Raw genomic sequence first — 15,772 nt, 5'->3', positions numbered from 1 at the left:
CTCAGTCCTTTTCCAGTGGTGAAAACAGCAACCGGCCCAGACCGCGCCAGGTTTTCTTGTTCCACGCCTTGAACGGAATCTGCGCCAGCAGCTCCCGCGCCAGTTTGCGGTCGCGGTTGGCGGTTTTCAGGAACATCGAATTGAGCGACTTGTAACGCACCTCGTCGTACAGCGGATGATCGCTGAACAGCGCATAGGTGCGCAGGATGTTTTCGATCATGAAGCGATGGTTCTTGTAGGAGTTGGTGGCGTGCTTGCGGTAGCGCGCCATCACCACGTTCAGACCATCGATGAAATACCCGGCGCGTGTCACCTTCAGCTCGATGTACAGGTCTTCGAGGCGAATCGTCGGATCGAATCCACCCACCTTGTCCAGTGCTTCACGACGGATCATCAGGGTCGGCGCCGGCGGATAAGGCTTGCGCTCCAGAAACATGTCATCGAAGTCCAGACGACGGAACGGCACATCCCGGCGCTGGCGCTTTTCCGGGTAAAGGTTGCCATCGGCATCCATCAACTCGATGTTGCCGGCGCAGATGCCGACCTCAGGCTTACCGTCCATGTAGGCGACCTGGGTGGCGATGCGGTCCGGGTACATGATGTCGTCGGAGCCGAACGGGACGATCAGGCTGCCCCTGGCCCGCGCAATGGCACCATTGAGCGTATTGGTCAGGCCCTGGTTCTGCTGCACACGGAAGTCAAAACCGTGCTTTGCCTGCAAGGCATTGATGCGCTCGACGCTGTCATCCTTCGAGCCGTCGTCGACCACCAGCAGCTCGATGTTTTTGTAGCTCTGGTTGATGACGCTGAGGATGCTTTCCTCGATGTACGGGCCGTGGTTATACGACGCGATGATCACGGTGACGATGGGTTGTGCATCACTCAGGGCGGTGACCTCACTCATGGCTGTTCCTTGCGGGCCTGTTCCAGGCCGGAGTCGATCAGGTTCAGGTATTCCTGGCGGAAGACCTCGATATCGTGCTGTTCCTGCAAATAGCGATAAGCCTGCTCACCCTTGGCCTTGAGCTCGTCATCCGACAGCCCGAGGTAGGCATCCAGCGCCGCGACCAGGCTCGGCACGTCCCTGGGCGTGATCGACAGGCCACCGGCACCTTCGATCAGCGGCAGCATGGCCGGCACGTTCGAGGCGATCACCGGCAGATGCCCGCTCATGCCTTCCAGCAAGGCCAGGCCCAGACCTTCGGCCAGCGATGGCATGGTCCAGATATCGAACGCACGCACGTATTGCAGAGCGTTTTCCTTGAACCCCAGCAGGTGGGCGCGACCGCTCAGGCCGAGTTGCTCGATCTCGGCGGCCAGCGGTGCTTGCAGGCGTCCGGCACCGATAATTGCCAGTTGGGTGTTCGGGTATTTGTCTTTCAGTTGGGCGAACGCCTGCAACAGGTAGGTATGGCCCTTGACCGATACCAGCCGTCCCAGAGCGCCGATCAGGCGCACCTTCGGATCGATGCCCAGCAACTCCCGTGCACGCTCGCGACTGTGCTGCAGGCCTTCAGCCTGTTCGATGTCGATGGCGTTGGTGATGGCGTAGGTATTCCGGTCAGTGAAACCGCAATCGCAATCCAGCAGGTATTGCTTGACCGCCGGCGACACGCCGACGAAACGCCAGTGCCGGTCGATCAGGCGCTGAGTCTGACGACGGCGATAGAAGCGGTCGTACTCGCCGAAACCGTGGGAAATACCGATGCACAACGGCACCTTCAACCAGCGATTGAGCGTCAGCATCATGTTCACCGGTTTGAAGCGGTTGCAGATCACCACGTCGAACTTTTCCCGCCGGCAGAATTTGTACAGCTGCCACATCGCCCGCAGGCGCATGCCTTTGAGGGACTTGTCGGAAAACTCGAAATACACCGAACGGTCGGCCCGGCTGACGGCTTCGCCGGGACCGGGTTTACCGCGCAGAAACGCAGCGGTCACCTCGTAACGATCCGTCGGCAAGGCCTTGACGATCTGTTCGGCGAGGTCGGCGAAATCATGGGATTTGACGTTGTAGTCGGGCTGCAGCTGCAGCACCTTTGCGCGTTGACTCATGACTCTCCCCGGTGCGATCCCGTCGCGCCTGTTTCACTCTGCTTCAGCAGCCAGAACAGCTCCTGGCGCCTGACCGCTTTGCGGAAAAATTCGTTTTCGCCGTAGACCGAAGGCACTCGACCGGCCAGCACTCGCTGAACCAGTCGGCGCAGACGACGCTTGAACGGCGCCGGCGGCTGCAGGTCATGCATCATGCCCAGTGCCATGGCCTTGTCCCGCTGCAACTCGATCGGCAGTGGCAGACACAGCGGCTGCATTGCGAGCGTTGCATCGAACGTCGGCGGCAACGCAATGCCCTGCCCGCTGTCGCCCATCGGCCAGCGATCGTTGTCGTGCAAGTGGTTGGCGTAACCGAGCAGGGTCGGCTGCCAGTCCAGGCCGTGCAAGGCTTCCATCACGGCTTCCTGGGCGCAGATATGGTCGGGATGTGGATCGAGTGTCGGGTGTGGCAACACGATCACATCCGGCCGCGCACGGGACAGAATGTCACGCAGGTCGGCCAGCAGGTTGTTCCAGGTCGGCGCGCCGTCGGCATCGCCGGGCAGGGCAAACGGATTCAACTGACGAAAAATCCGCGTGTCGTTCAGATCGGCTTCCCGCGAGCCCACCGGTTGATTCGGCGCAGCCTGCATCGCCGCCAGTTGCAGACAGAAGTAACCGAGCTGCACGCAATGTTCCTGCGGCACGCCGGCCCAGCGCGGCACGGCGAGGCTGTCCCAGGCCCGCAAGCGACCCTTGAGCCGCGACGCCTCGACCTTGTTCAGGCCCATCTGCCGATAGTGTTCGGCTTCTATCTCGCCGGCGGTCAGGGTGACAATCCAGGCCTCGTCGGCCTGACTGTACAAACCGTAAGCGGCCAGCTCGGCATCGTCGGCGTGCGGCGCAATCACCATCACCCGCTGACGCCGGTAATCCGGCGGCTCCAGCGCCCACAGCACCGGCTCACCGGACACCCGGCAAAAACGCCCGCGCAGACGCAGCAAGCCCTGAGACAGGGTCTGCGCCTGACCGCTGAGGTTCAGAAAACGCAGGCCGTTGACGCCACGTTCGAAAGTCTGGGCATCCGGATTCGATCCACCCGCCAGCTCGACCCGTGGATCGAAGAAACGCCCCAGCCAGCTACTTTTCACCCGCACGGCGAGAATCAGCGTTGCGTCATCCGGCAGCATCACGCCCTCATCGAGGCGCAATTGCTCACCGTGCAAATGCACTTTTGGCTGCGGTGTGAATGGTGGAAAGCTGTACTGGTAATCGTCTTTCGGCGAATAGAACAAGTGATCGGCGAACCACGCCTCGTGAACGATCCAGCCAATCACCGCCAGCACCAGCGGCAACCACCAGGCCACCAGCACGCCGAGGGCGATCAACACGATCAATGCGATCAACAAGCCGATGCGTTTATTGCGCCGGTGACGCTTGAGCAGTTGCTGTTTGCGGCTCATGGGCTGACTCATACGGTGAAGACCGGCACAGGATTGCACCAGCGATCCTTGTATTCACGGTCGGCACGACCGAAGGAAAAGCGCAGCGGCTTGTTCAGTGCCCGGGCATGTTCCCAGGCACTTTGCGTATTGAGGAAACTCAGGACGCTGCCGGGGCTGAATTCACGGGTTTCGGGATCGACGCCGCCGTTGATGTACTCGACGCTGATCCACTCCGGCGCTTCGACGCGATACACCAACTGGATCGCAATGGGCGCATCGTTGAGCAAGATCACCGAACCGATCAACAACTCGCGCAGCAGCTCGATGACCTCGGCCATCCGCGCCGCGCCAGTGGCCGGGAAACCCCAGCGGCGCTGGAACAGGTCGCAATAAATGGCTGCCAGTTCGGCACTGGAAAAATCGCTGACCGGCCGCACCACCCCGCCCGCCTCTTCCAGCAGGCGCAGTTCGCGACGCTGGTTGTAGCGAAACTTCTTCGACAATTCTTCCGGAGTGCGGGCCATGGCCAGTTGCTCGGTCTGCAACTTGAGGCCGCTGAAGCGGTTTTCGTTGAGCGCCGACAGGTAGCGTCCGCGATGGCGCAGCGGGGCCCGGGCATCGGCGGCGGCCGGCAGGATCAGCTCGGCGTTGCCGAGGTCGAACAGGCCTTTCTTGCCGTTGCGCTTGAGCACGTCCTTGGACAAGGCCAGGTCGCGGCCCCAGGTCGGGATCGCCGCTTTGATCTCACCCTGCTGTTCCCAGGCCAGATAGCGCACCGCAATGCCGGCCAGATTCGCCAGCCGCTCGACGACCATCGGATGAGTCGCGACGCTGCCGCCGAAACGTTGCCAGGCCTGTGCATAAGTTGAGGCGTCAACGGGCGACCAGCCACGTTCGCGCCAGCCTTGAAATCGGTTGAGCATCAGCCCCTCGGTGCCAGATCGGTAACTTGCGGCAAATGCCAGAAGGTGTCGCGTACGGCGCGGTCGGAGAAGCGCTCGCGCAGGCGGTCGAACATCATCTCGGCGCATTGACGACGCTGCTGCTCGTCCATGCCGGCCAGATGCTTCAGGCCCTGGGCCAGATGTTCGGCATCGCCCAGCGGGAACAGGATGCCCACGCCTTCGACCACTTCCTTCGCCCCGCCGCATGCCGTGGCCAGCAACGGCACGCCGGCGGCCATGGCCTCCAGCAACACCATGCCGAACGGTTCGTGGTCGGAGCTCAGGGCAAACACATCGAATGCCCGGAAGTAATTGCGCGCGTCCGGCACCTGACCGAGAAACAGCACGCGATCACCAACGCCCAGCTCACGGGCCAGGGCCTTGAGTTCATCCTCAAGACGACCCTTGCCGAGAATCACCAGTTGGCTGTTGGCCGGCAGACCAGGCAATGCCGCGGCAAACCCGTGCAGCAACGTGGCCTGATCCTTGTCCGGGTGCAGGCGACCGACGTTGCCGACAATGAATGCATCCGCCGACAGACCGAGGGTCTCGCGAGCTTCACGGGCGGACACCTGACTCATCTGCAACGCCGAGACATCGATGCGGTTATAGAGGGTCTGGATACGCGCCGCCGGCCATTTCGGCAGGCAACGGCGCATGTCGTCGCGCACCGCATCGGACACGCCGAGCAGGCTCAGACGCTTGCGGAAAATGTGTGCAAAGAGTTTGCGCGAACCGCGTTTGTAATCGCCAAACGCGTGGTGCACGCCAATCACCGGCAGTGAAGTGCCGAGCAAAGCGATGTAGATCGGCTTGAAACGATGGGCGATGCAGAAACTGAAATTGCGTGAAGCGGCGATCTTGCGCAGATCGCCGATGGCGCCCAGCTTCAGGCCACGAATGGCCTTGGAGCTGTACTCCATGAACAACACTTCATCGGAGGCGCAGGCCGCGGCCACCTCGCTATCGGCGACCCCGGTCAGAAAGACCGTGGTGACCCGATAACCGGTGCCCGCGAACAGGCTGGCGTACTGCCGCGCGCAGTCGAGGAACGGCCCGTCATAGCCGTGACAGAACTGCAGCACATGGCGTTCAGCCGAGCGTGTCATAAGCGTTTGCGCCTTCTTTGACCACCAGGATGTCTTCCATGATCAGGTACTGCAGATCCGAGCCGAAGAACATGTTCAGGGCGTCGGTCGGCGAGCAGATCATCGGTTCGCCACGGCGGTTGAGCGAGGTGTTCAGGGACACGCCGTTGCCGGTCAGCACTTCCAGCGCCTTCATCATGTCGTAGTAGCGCGGGTTGTATTCGCGCTTGAGCACCTGGGCACGGGACGTGCCGTCTTCGTGGACGACTTCCGGCACGCGGGTCTTCCACTCTTCCGCCACTTCGAAGGTGAAGGTCATGAACGGCGCCGGGTGATCGATCTTGATCATCTGTGGCGCGACGGTGTCGAGCATCGACGGGCAGAAAGGCCTCCAGCGCTCGCGGAACTTGATCTGGTGGTTGATGCGGTCAGCCACGCCAGCCACGCTCGGGCAGCCGATGATCGAACGACCACCCAGTGCACGCGGACCGAACTCCATGCGGCCCTGGAACCAGGCCACCGGGTTGCCATCGACCATGATTTTGGCGATCTGCTCCGGCATGTTGTCGAGCTTGCGCCAGGTCGGTTTGTTCTCGTGACGGGCGCACGCGGCGATCACGTCTTCGTTGCTGTACGACGGGCCGAGGTAGACGTGTTCCATCTTCTCGACCGGCACGCCACGGGCGTTGGACACATAGGCCGCGGCGCCGACTGCGGTGCCGGCATCGCCGGAGGCAGGCTGTACGAACAGCTCCTTGACGTCGTCGCGGGCAATGATTTTCTGGTTGAGCTTGACGTTCAACGCACAGCCACCGGCATAGGCCAGTTTGCCGGTTTCCTTGAGGACGTCACCCAGGTAGTAGTCGATCATCTGCAGCGCGATTTTTTCGAACAGCGCTTGAATGCTGGCGGCGTAGTGGATGTACGGCTCGTCGGCGATGTCACCTTCGCGCTTCGGACCCAGCCACTCGATCAGCTTCGGCGAGAAGTAGTAACCCTTGCCCTTCTCTTTGTAGCGACGCAGGCCGATCACGTTGGCGTAGTCGGTGTTGATCACCAGCTCGCCGTTCTCGAAAGAGGCCAGGCGCGAGAAATCGTATTTGCTGGCGTCGCCGTACGGCGCCATGCCCATGACCTTGAACTCACCGTCCAGCATGTCGAAACCGAGGAACTCGGTAATCGCGCCGTACAGGCCGCCGAGGGAGTCCGGATCGAAGAATTCCTTGATCTTGTGGATCTTGCCGTTTTCGCCATAACCGAAGAAGGTCGTGGCGTACTCGCCCTTGCCGTCGATGCCGAGGATCGCGGTTTTCTCTTTGAAACCCGAGCAGTGGTAGGCGCTGGAAGCGTGGGCCAGGTGGTGTTCAACCGGTTCGATCTTGATTTTCTTCGGATCGAAGCCCAGTTGCTCCAGGCACCAGACGATTTTGTTGCGATAGCGCTTGTAGCGACGGTTGCCCATCAGGATCGCGTCGAGTGCGCGGTCCGGGGCGTACCAGTAACGCTTGGCGTACTGCCAGCGGGCCTTGCCGAAAATGCTGATCGGGGCGAACGGAATCGCGACCACGTCAACGTCGGACGGCTTGATGCCAGCCTGCTCCAGGCAGAACTTCGCCGATTCGTAGGGCATGCGGTTCTTTGCATGTTTATCGCGTACGAAGCGCTCTTCCTCAGCCGCCGCGACCAGCTTGCCGTCGATGTACAAGGCTGCTGAAGGATCATGGCTAAGGGCGCCGGACAGGCCAAGAATCGTCAATGCCACAGGGGTCTAGCCTCTTTAGTCTGCATTCAGGCGCGATGCGCCTTGAAAAATGATGTGCCCTCGCACCGGGCGAGAGACAGCTAAAGGGCGGGATTATAGCTTAAAAGCGTCGACAAACCTCTAGCGGAACTGGCCGGCCGGTGCGTTGACACTCGAGTAGCATCGACATAGACTCCAGCGCAAACGGACTGGGAGATCCCGGTCGGCGCTAATGCCTCGGTGAGATCATCGGGGCTTTTCGCTTTCTGGGGATGGGAAAATCTTCAAACCCCAATTCTCGAAACCCTCTCCAACTTTGCTCCGTCCCCCGCTGCAATAGAACTTGCGCTTGAGCACGTCAAAAGCACGGTTTCCCTGATCCGCCCTCAAAACGCTCATGCCAATGGGCCTCGCAACAAGGTCGGCTAGCTGCAGGCCTGTGGAATTCACCTGTTTGGTTGCAAAAACGATGTCAAACGGCAGTTGAATACCCCATCGATTCGCCCCACCACACATCCTGCGAAACTCCAACTCAAGCTCGTTATCTTCTCGCTTTCCTCGGCGCTCGAAAATCACGTGCGTCAGTGCTCGTTGTTGATTCTTCTCCTGCAAAAACTCATAGAGCGTTTCCAGACAAAAGCCGAGAGCGAGGTGATAAGGATTGTGTCCCGTGCCTTGTTTTTCACGAAGGGAAGCCTTGTCTACGACGCAACTGATCAGAACGAAGTTGCTGGCTTCAATGATGCAGGTCAGCTCCTCAAGAAAGGCATTCTTGTGCTCTCTCGACATGAAGAGGCCAGAAAACGCTCCTTTTTCTTTACGAATTTCGAGTTCATGCAGGCCGATCAGATCGTGTCCCATATGGGCAAACTTGAATTTCTGTAGAGCAGGAATGACTTGCTCGCAGTAATACCTTTTATGAAAGGCACAAAAGGCGAGCACGAAGACTGGATAGTTGGGATCGAGTGTCTGCATCCCATGATCACCGCTCTCATCGACATAAACGACGACATCGCTGTATTCACTGGTTGGGGGCAAAGTAGTTACCCGCGGCTCGGCCGCCAATAAACACCGATATTCCCGTCCACCGCCTGACGATAGATCGTATAAGGCAGGCAAGCCGTATCGAATACCCCGGAAAGAGTCATGTCGAGCAGGACGACCGGCACCAGAATGCCAGTGGGATCAGGGGGCGCGTGCAACAGGCAGAAGTCGTGGGCGAGCCCGCTGTAGATGCGCGGGATCGACTGACAGTAGGTCTTCTGTTTGCGCAGGCTGCGCGTAGCAGCCTCGTCGCCCTGCAGCACAGTGACGGCGGTGCCGCAGCCAGACAATGCCAGGGAAAATGCGCCAATGGTAATAGCCGTTTTGATGGTCAAGATTTGCCCTCCGGGAACGTCGGGGCAAACTAGCATCGGAGGCTAATACGGGGCAGTTCATGGGTTCTGGTAAGGCCGTAGGACAAATCACAAGAATTTGTCGTCACATGCCTTACCCGATTTCCATTGCAGAAACGTCTTACCGGCTTGCGAAATAAATCACACAGCGCCCGACGCATCCTTGGGCAAACGCTGATCGATCACCTGATACAGCGCACTGCTCTCGGGCCAGTTGCGCATGAACCGCGCGCGATCCCGGGCATAGGCTGGAGCAAAGCTGCCCGCCGAACCGTGCTGGCACATCGAATCCAGATCGATCAGCGCCCAGCGATCCTCATGCCAGAACAGGTTGTGGCCCTTGAAATCGCCATGACTGATCCGCTCGGCAATCAACCGCGCAAACAGCTGATCCAGCGCCTGCAACTCGGCTTCCGGCGCTGCGCCGCTCTCAACATACGGCGCAAAGCGCTCGATGATGTCAGGCCCGGGCAGGTACTCGGTGATCAGATACGCCTTGCTGCGCAGCCAGAAAAACCGGGTTTCCAGCACCGCCAGCGGTTTGGGCGTGGCGATACCGAGGAACGCGAGGCGATTACCCTCGCGCCAGGAATGCCAGGCGCGGCTCGGGCGCCAGAAGCGCTTGAGCCAATGAGCAAACCCTTTGATGTTGTAACGTTTGATCACCAGCGCACGCCCGGCCACTTCGATCTTGCCGACGCTCGCCGCGCCGCCGGTCTTGTACAAATGACCCTGATCGAGCAAGGCATCGGCCTGCTCCAGCACCGGCAGCATCGCGGACTCTTCCTCGCGGCGGATCGACCGCAGACCGAAGGCCCCGCGCCGCACGCTGAACAGCGTGCATTCACGACCGACCTTGATCAGGAAATCCTTGAGCCGCCAGGCGCGCACCTTGTCGATCTGCTTCTGCAAGGCTTCCAGCGGCAACGCGTGCTCGCTGTTGCTCAGCAGGTAATACACCAGCAATTCTTCGGTGAACGGCTCCAGCGACTTGGGCAGCTGGGCGAAGAACACCCCGAGGTTTTCCAGCACTTTCTGACGGGACAACGGTTGGCCGGCGTTTTCCGCACAGATGCCAGCGCCATCGATCAGATACAGCTGGCCACCATGGCGCAGCAGGTTGTCCAGGTGCAGGTCTTCCTGCCACAGGCCTTTGCCGTGTAACTGGCCAATGGCGCCGAGCGCTTCGGCCAGCACTGCCGATTGCTCATCCGCCAGCACCGGCAAGGATTCGACCTTGTTCCAGGCATCGCCCAGACTTTCAGCACCTTCGAGGAACTCGAACAGCAGCCAGCCACCCTCGCCGTCCTTCAAGCCATCGGCCAGCAGCAACGGCGTGGTCATGCCTTGGGCGGCGAGCAGCTTCACGCCTTCCAGTTCACGCTGAAAATGCCGCGCCGCCTTGCTGCCGACCAACAACTTGGCCAGCACCGGACGACCGCGCCACACGCCCGCACCGACATAACGCTGCCCCGGCAACACCCGCAACAGACTGAGCAATTGCAGATCGGCCGGGCCCGCCGCATCAGCCAGCCCAACGGTCAGAGGCAGGCTCGGCGTGCGTCCGGCGTTTTTCAGTTCGGACAACTGCATCAACGCGTCTCCTTGCGACTGCGCCGCGCGGTCAGCCGCGTGACCCAGCTGTCGACCAGCGAACTGTCGACCGACTGATCGAGATACGCCGCCAGCAACTCGCGCAACTGGGCATCGCTCCATTCCGGAGCACGACGCAGCAGCGGCTCCAGGTCCTTGACCCGATCCCGCTGACCGAACAGCAGAGGGCGGGTCTTTTCCAGATCAATCAGTTGCGCCTGATAACCGGCGCCTTCGGCCCGCAGGAAAATATGCTTCGGATAGAAGCAGCCGTGCACCTGACGCACACCGTGCAGATGCCGGGCCAGCTGACCGCAGGCCTTGAGAATCGCCGACTGCTGCGATGCCTCAAGGTCCGACCAGCGCTGCAACAGCGAATCCAGATCATCCCAACCGTCGAGCGCCCGGGTCAGCAGGAGCGCGCGCACTTCGCCCGCGACGTTACGCTGACCGAAAAACGCCGCCTGCAGCGCCGGAATCCCGAGCGAGCGGTAGCGGCTGATATTGCGAAATTCCCGGGCAAACGTCGGCTCGCCAAACGGCGCATGCAGCGTGCGGGTCAGGTAATTGCTCTGACGCTTGAGGTAATAACCATGACCTTCGAGTTCGAGGCGGAATACGCTGCTCCAGCCGCCGCCGTCGGTGTTCGGCTCATCCACCGCGTCGAGCTGTTTGGCCCACAGCGCGTCGAAAGTACCGAGGCCGTGGCGCTCCAGCAGCGCACGGTCTTCAGCGGCGAGAAAATCAGTCATTCGCGTCCCTCGAAAAATCTCACCACGTGACGAATCCGTTTCTTGTCGGCGGCATTGAGCCGGTCACGCTGGCGGTATTGCAGGTAGAAGCGCAGGCGCTGGGTGTTCGACAGGTGATATTTGGCAACCTTGTCGAGACAGGCCAGATCCTTGGTGATCCGGTACTTGAGCCAGAAACCGCGCCAGAAATCGCCGTTCGGGCAATCAATGAGAAACAGCTGTGCCTGATCGTCGATCAGCAGGTTGCGCCATTTCAGATCGTTATGGGTAAAGCGATGATCGTGCATCGTCCGGGTATAGACGGCCAGTTGCCGACTGATGCCGTCGACCCAACTGTGATTTCTCAGTTTGGGGTCGTTGCGCTCGGCCAATGCCGAGAGGTCCTCGGTGCGGGGCAGCTCACGGGTGATCATCGCCCCGCGATCGTAGGCTATGCCGTTGCGCTCCAGCCCCCAGGCCACCACTTCGGCGGTGGGAATGCCCCACTTGGCGAAGCGCTTGAGGTTCTGCCACTCCATCTTCACCCGGGGCTTGCCCAGGTAACGGCGCAAGCCCTTGCCGGCGCCGGAGTAGCGTTTGACGTAATAGTTGACGCCGTTGCGCTGCACGCGAATGACCTCGGACAGCGGGTCGCGGGTCAGACGCTCGCCTTCAAGCGCAAACACCGCTTCAAGGCTGCCGAAATCCGCTGCGAGATCGTTGTATTCGGGCTCAAGATTCCAACCCGCCATCAGAGCGCATCCCCGTATCGCTGCTTGCGCTCGTAGAGCTTGTTGGCCTTGCCTTCGAGCCAGTTCAGCAACGGTGCTTCTTCAGCCAGGATCCGGCGCAGCGGTTGCTGGAAATAGCCCTTGAGGAAGCGCAGCTTGTCGCGGCGGGTCAGGCCGATGTCCAGCGCGGAAAAATACAGCGCCGCCAGATCCTTGTCGCGCCAGCGCCGGGTGATCGCCGGACGGGTCTGGGCGCGGTGCAGGTCGATGACCGAGAGTTTGAAATCTTCCGGGGTCACCGGCTTGTCGGTGTGCAGCAGAAAGTGGCAGATGTAGCAGTCGCGGTGGTTGACCCCGGCGCGGTGCATCATGCCGGTCATGCGCGCGACCTCGGCGATCAGCGCCCGCTTGAGCTTGGGCTGCGGTGGCTGTTTGACCCAGTCGATGCTGAAGTCTTCAAGGCTGATGGTCGGCGCCAGCTCTTCGGTGACGATGAATGAATGCTGATCTGCCGGATTGCTGCCCTTCTCGCCGTACGCAACAGCGGTCATGGTCGGCACACCGACTTCCTGCAGACGCTGGATGGCCTTCCATTCCTGGCCCGCACCGAGCACCGGCAGCTTGGCGGTGAGCAGATTCTTGAAAATCTCGCCCCAGCCAATGCCACGGTGGATCTTGACGAAAAAACCGTTGCCGTCGACTTCCGTGCGCAAAGTCCGGCGGGCTTCCAGCTCGCGGTACACCTCGCCCTGCAAGCCCTCGACTTCCGCGAATGCATCGCGGCCAGCCCAGAGGCTCTTGAACGGTTCAGCCAGCATCAACTTCATTTATGCGTGCTCCGCCAGAATCACATCGGCCGCGTGCTGCGGCATGCTGTAGAGGTCGGCCGTCTCGGCGAAGGCCAGACCGTTGCGGCTCCAGGCCGCCCGTGCAGCGTCGTCGTTCAACATGTCAGTCAGGTACTGCGTCAGTTGCGCCTGATCGAACGGTTCGTCCAGCACTCGCCCGGCATCGGCCTCGGCAATGTAATGGGCGTAGCCGCAGACCGCGCTGACCAGCACCGGCAACCCGGCGACCAGCGCTTCAAGCAGCACCGTACCGGTGTTTTCGTTGTACGCCGGGTGAATCAACAGATCAGCGCCGAGCAGGAAACGCGGGATATCACTGCGCCCCTTGAGGAACGTCACGTTATCGCCCAGACCCAATGTTGCACTCTGCATCTGGAACAATTTGGGGTCATCCTGGCCGATTACAAACAGCCGGGTACGTTTCTTCAGCTCGGCGGGCAACGCGGCCAGCGCTTTCAGGCTGCGATCGACGCCCTTGGTCTTGAACCCGGAGCCGATCTGCACCAGCAGCAGTTCGTCGTCCTTCAGATTGAATTCGGCGCGGAAACCGGCGCGAATCTGGTCGGCATCCGCCGGACGGCGACGATCCTGGGCGATACCCGGCGGCAGCAGGTGGAAGCGCTCCAGCGGTGTGTCGTAATACTTGATGAACAGCGGCTGCTGCACTTCGGAAATCATCAGCACTTCGGTCTTCGCGTCTTTGGCGAACACTGCACGCTCGTATTCGGCGAAGTGGCGGTAGCGGCCCCAGCGGCGATACAGCGAATGGCGCAGGTTCTGCGCCTTGTCTTCGAAGCAGCCGTCGGCGGCGTAGTAGACGTCCAGCCCCGGCATCTTGTTGAAGCCGATCAGGCGATCCACCGGTCGCTTGGCCAGGTCCGCCTCCATCCACGCGCTGAGCTTTTCGTTGCGGCGGTGATTGAAGAACGCCTTGACCGGCGCCACCAGCACTTCGAAACCGGGCGGCACGTCGCCTTCCCAGATCAGGGTGTAGACGCGGATCTGGTGCCCGCGCTTCTGGCATTCGAGGGCGATGCGCATGAAATCGCGCTGCAAACCGCCGAACGGGAAATATTTGTACAGGACAAAAGCCAATTGCATCAGCGCAGCTCCTCAGCCATCAACAACGTGCTCAGTCGGCTGGCAACACGCTCGGGATTCAGACGCGTGAAGCACAGGGGCCACTCGCGTTTCAGATCAAACTGACGGGCATCCTGCGCGGTCGGTTGATAAGTACATTTCTTTTGCAGGCACGGCGCGCACGGGAAATCGCTGCCGAGGTGAATCTGCAGCTTGCCGTAGGCGCCGGTCAGGCCCGGATTGGTCGGGCCGAACAGGGAAATCGTCGGCACGTCCAGCGCCGCAGCGAGATGGCCGAGACCGGTGTCCACCGCAACGCAGGCCTGGGCGCCGGCCAGCACTTTGCCGACCCCGGCCAGGTTCAGTTTCGGCAGCACTTCGGCGTGTTTGAAACCGGCGGCGATGCGCTCGGCCCGGGCCTTCTCCAGCGGGTTGCCCCACGGCAACTTGATCCCGACGCCGAGGTAGCCGACCCGTTCGGTCAGCTCGCGCCAGTAGGCTTCCGGCCAGTGCTTGGTGTCCCAGGTGGTGCCATGGAGGAACACCACGTAGGCATTCTTGCGTGGCAATTCGACCAGACGCTCGACGTTGAGGCCGTAATCGCCCAGGCCTTTGGGCAAGTCGTAACCCAACGCGATCGCAAACAACTGGCGCACACGCTCGACGGCGTGCTGCCCACGGGCCACCGCCAGTTTGCGGTCATAAAAACGCGCGGCGATCGGCTCGCGGGCCGAGCCCTTGTCGAGACCGGCTACCGGGGCCTTGACGTAGCGGGTCAGCCAGGCGCTTTTCAGCAAACCTTGGGCGTCGATCACCAGGTCATATTTGTTCGCCCGAACGGACTGCTTGAAGCGCTTCCATTCGCCACTGGTGATGGTTTTCCAGATATTTTTGCGCCAGCGGCGGATCGCCACCGGAATCACGTTGCCCACGGCCGGGTGCCAGGTCGGAATCTCGGCGAAACCTTCCTCCACCACCCAGTCGAACTTGATCCCGGGAATCGCCCGGGCGGCGTCGGTCAGCGCCGGCAACGCGTGAATGACGTCGCCCAGCGATGAAGTCTTGATCAGCAATACCCGCAACTTAATGAACCTCGACCACAGAGCCCTGCAAACGCTGCAAGGCATCGTTGACCGCGTCCGGCATCAGCTGGCGCAGGCAGTTGTAATGGCCGAAACGGCAGGTGCGGTCAAAGCAGGGGCTGCAATCGAGGCCCAGACGGACGATTTCCACATGCTCGGCCAACGGCGGAGTGAAACCCGGCGAGGTCGAACCGTAGACCGCCACCAACGGGCGATTCAATGCAGCGGCCACGTGCATCAGGCCGGAATCGTTGGAGACCACCGAGTCGGCGCAGGACATCAAATCGATGGCCTCGGCCAGCGAAGTGCCGCCGCTCAGATTCACGGATTCTTCGCGCAGGCCCGGAATCAGTCGCGCGCGGATGTCTTCACCCACCGCGTGATCGTTCTTCGAACCGAACAGCCAGACCTGCCAGCCTTCGCGAATCCGCGCCTCGGCGACCTTGGCGTAGTGCTCGGACGGCCAGCGTTTGGCCTCACCGAATTCAGCGCCGGGGCACAGCACCAACACCGGGCGATCGAGGGTCAAACCGAACTTGGCCAATGCGGCCTCGCGGGTGACCGGGTCGATTTGCAGGCTCGGGCGCGGATAAGGTTTCGGCAGTTCGGCGTTCGGCTCGTAGGCCAGCGCCATGAAACGTTCGATCATCAGCGGATAACGTTCTTTATCCAGCGTGCGCACGTCATTGAGCAGGCCGTAGCGGAATTCGCCACGCCAGCCGGTGCGTTTCGGGATGCCGGCGAAAAACGGCACCAGCGCCGACTTCAGCGAGTTCGGCAGCAGGATCGCCTGGTCGTACTGGCCGGCGAGGGATTTGCCGATCCGCCGACGGGTCGCCAGCTCCAGCGCGCCGTGGCCGAGCGGAAAGCTCAAGGCCTTGCGCACTTCGGGCATGCGTTCGAGGATCGGCCGGCTCCACTCGGGGGCCAGCACGTCGATTTCGCACTGCGGGTGGCGCTGTTTGAGACACTGAAACAGTGTCTGCGCCATCACCATGTCACCGACCCAACTGGGCCCAACGATCAGAATATTCATGTGGTTTCCATAAACGAACCGG

The 15,772-nt window shown here is 61.1% G+C and carries 14 protein-coding genes and 1 pseudogene; all 15 read right to left on the bottom strand.

Translation table 11 applies throughout. The features are described 5' to 3' along the window. Position 1: 1 nt before the first annotated feature. Entirely contained in the window at positions 2 to 886 is an 885-nt protein-coding gene (locus tag J5M72_RS12315; protein WP_169432586.1) for a glycosyltransferase, read from the bottom strand. A gap of 14 nt (positions 887 to 900) precedes the next feature. Continuing rightward, positions 901 to 2,055 carry a glycosyltransferase gene (locus J5M72_RS12310; RefSeq protein ID WP_169428566.1) on the bottom strand — a complete coding sequence of 385 codons (1,155 nt, stop codon included), beginning with the start codon at positions 2,053 to 2,055 and terminating at the stop codon, positions 901 to 903. After that, a complete protein-coding gene (locus J5M72_RS12305) occupies positions 2,052 to 3,497 on the bottom strand; it encodes a PIG-L family deacetylase (protein WP_207865577.1) in 1,446 nt (481 codons plus the stop codon). The genes J5M72_RS12310 and J5M72_RS12305 overlap by 4 nt, the downstream gene beginning before the upstream one ends. An 8-nt stretch (positions 3,498 to 3,505) precedes the next feature. Further along, positions 3,506 to 4,402, bottom strand: a complete 897-nt coding sequence (locus J5M72_RS12300; RefSeq protein WP_207865576.1) for an antimicrobial resistance protein Mig-14 — start codon at positions 4,400 to 4,402, stop codon at positions 3,506 to 3,508. Beyond that, positions 4,402 to 5,532: a glycosyltransferase gene (locus J5M72_RS12295; RefSeq protein WP_207865575.1), complete on the bottom strand. Its 1,131-nt coding sequence runs from the start codon at positions 5,530 to 5,532 to the stop codon at positions 4,402 to 4,404. The genes J5M72_RS12300 and J5M72_RS12295 overlap by 1 nt, the downstream gene beginning before the upstream one ends. Then, entirely contained in the window at positions 5,516 to 7,273 is a 1,758-nt protein-coding gene (locus tag J5M72_RS12290; RefSeq protein WP_007952261.1) for a carbamoyltransferase, read from the bottom strand. Before J5M72_RS12290 ends, J5M72_RS12295 begins: the two co-directional genes overlap by 17 nt. A 225-nt stretch (positions 7,274 to 7,498) precedes the next feature. Beyond that, positions 7,499 to 8,275 (bottom strand): annotated as a pseudogene (locus J5M72_RS12285) (DUF3800 domain-containing protein); the annotation flags it as partial. Positions 8,276 to 8,295: 20 nt separating this feature from the next. After that, on the bottom strand, positions 8,296 to 8,631 hold the full coding sequence (locus tag J5M72_RS12280) for a YceK/YidQ family lipoprotein (protein ID WP_169428561.1): 336 nt from the start codon (positions 8,629 to 8,631) through the stop codon (positions 8,296 to 8,298). Between the two features lie 159 nt (positions 8,632 to 8,790). Continuing rightward, on the bottom strand, positions 8,791 to 10,242 hold the full coding sequence (locus J5M72_RS12275) for a lipopolysaccharide kinase InaA family protein (RefSeq protein ID WP_207865574.1): 1,452 nt from the start codon (positions 10,240 to 10,242) through the stop codon (positions 8,791 to 8,793). Next, positions 10,242 to 10,994 (bottom strand): lipopolysaccharide kinase InaA family protein, encoded by a 753-nt coding sequence (locus tag J5M72_RS12270; RefSeq protein ID WP_169428559.1) that lies wholly within the window; start codon positions 10,992 to 10,994, stop codon positions 10,242 to 10,244. Before J5M72_RS12270 ends, J5M72_RS12275 begins: the two co-directional genes overlap by 1 nt. Then, on the bottom strand, positions 10,991 to 11,725 hold the full coding sequence (locus tag J5M72_RS12265; protein ID WP_169428558.1) for a lipopolysaccharide kinase InaA family protein: 735 nt from the start codon (positions 11,723 to 11,725) through the stop codon (positions 10,991 to 10,993). The genes J5M72_RS12270 and J5M72_RS12265 overlap by 4 nt, the downstream gene beginning before the upstream one ends. Then, complete coding sequence (gene rfaP, locus J5M72_RS12260; protein ID WP_207865573.1) at positions 11,725 to 12,531, bottom strand: lipopolysaccharide core heptose(I) kinase RfaP; 807 nt, start codon at positions 12,529 to 12,531, stop codon at positions 11,725 to 11,727. Before rfaP ends, J5M72_RS12265 begins: the two co-directional genes overlap by 1 nt. Next, positions 12,532 to 13,653: a glycosyltransferase family 4 protein gene (locus tag J5M72_RS12255; RefSeq protein ID WP_039766540.1), complete on the bottom strand. Its 1,122-nt coding sequence runs from the start codon at positions 13,651 to 13,653 to the stop codon at positions 12,532 to 12,534. Continuing rightward, entirely contained in the window at positions 13,653 to 14,714 is a 1,062-nt protein-coding gene (waaC, locus tag J5M72_RS12250; protein WP_207865572.1) for a lipopolysaccharide heptosyltransferase I, read from the bottom strand. The genes J5M72_RS12255 and waaC overlap by 1 nt, the downstream gene beginning before the upstream one ends. Before the next feature lies 1 nt (position 14,715). Then, entirely contained in the window at positions 14,716 to 15,750 is a 1,035-nt protein-coding gene (waaF, locus tag J5M72_RS12245; RefSeq protein WP_039766536.1) for a lipopolysaccharide heptosyltransferase II, read from the bottom strand. Positions 15,751 to 15,772 lie beyond the last annotated feature (22 nt).

It is taken from the genome of Pseudomonas sp. 58(2021), assembly GCF_017491585.1.
Lineage (GTDB): Bacteria > Pseudomonadota > Gammaproteobacteria > Pseudomonadales > Pseudomonadaceae > Aquipseudomonas > Aquipseudomonas fluorescens_BT.
The sequence above is the reverse complement of the archived record's forward strand: the minus strand, read 5'-3'. Positions and strand labels throughout refer to the sequence as shown.

Bases quoted from the DNA above. Each gene is read 5' to 3' on its own strand.
- J5M72_RS12310 (WP_169428566.1), bottom strand. From the start codon at position 2,055: ATGAGTCAACGCGCAAAGGTGCTGCAGCTGCAGCCCGACTACAACGTC.
- J5M72_RS12305 (WP_207865577.1), bottom strand. From the start codon at position 3,497: ATGAGCCGCAAACAGCAACTGCTCAAGCGTCACCGGCGCAATAAACGC.
- J5M72_RS12300 (WP_207865576.1), bottom strand. From the start codon at position 4,402: ATGCTCAACCGATTTCAAGGCTGGCGCGAACGTGGCTGGTCGCCCGTT.
- J5M72_RS12295 (WP_207865575.1), bottom strand. From the start codon at position 5,532: ATGACACGCTCGGCTGAACGCCATGTGCTGCAGTTCTGTCACGGCTAT.
- J5M72_RS12275 (WP_207865574.1), bottom strand. From the start codon at position 10,242: ATGCAGTTGTCCGAACTGAAAAACGCCGGACGCACGCCGAGCCTGCCT.
- J5M72_RS12270 (WP_169428559.1), bottom strand. From the start codon at position 10,994: ATGACTGATTTTCTCGCCGCTGAAGACCGTGCGCTGCTGGAGCGCCAC.
- J5M72_RS12265 (WP_169428558.1), bottom strand. From the start codon at position 11,725: ATGGCGGGTTGGAATCTTGAGCCCGAATACAACGATCTCGCAGCGGAT.
- rfaP (WP_207865573.1), bottom strand. From the start codon at position 12,531: ATGAAGTTGATGCTGGCTGAACCGTTCAAGAGCCTCTGGGCTGGCCGC.
- J5M72_RS12255 (WP_039766540.1), bottom strand. From the start codon at position 13,653: ATGCAATTGGCTTTTGTCCTGTACAAATATTTCCCGTTCGGCGGTTTG.
- waaF (WP_039766536.1), bottom strand. From the start codon at position 15,750: ATGAATATTCTGATCGTTGGGCCCAGTTGGGTCGGTGACATGGTGATG.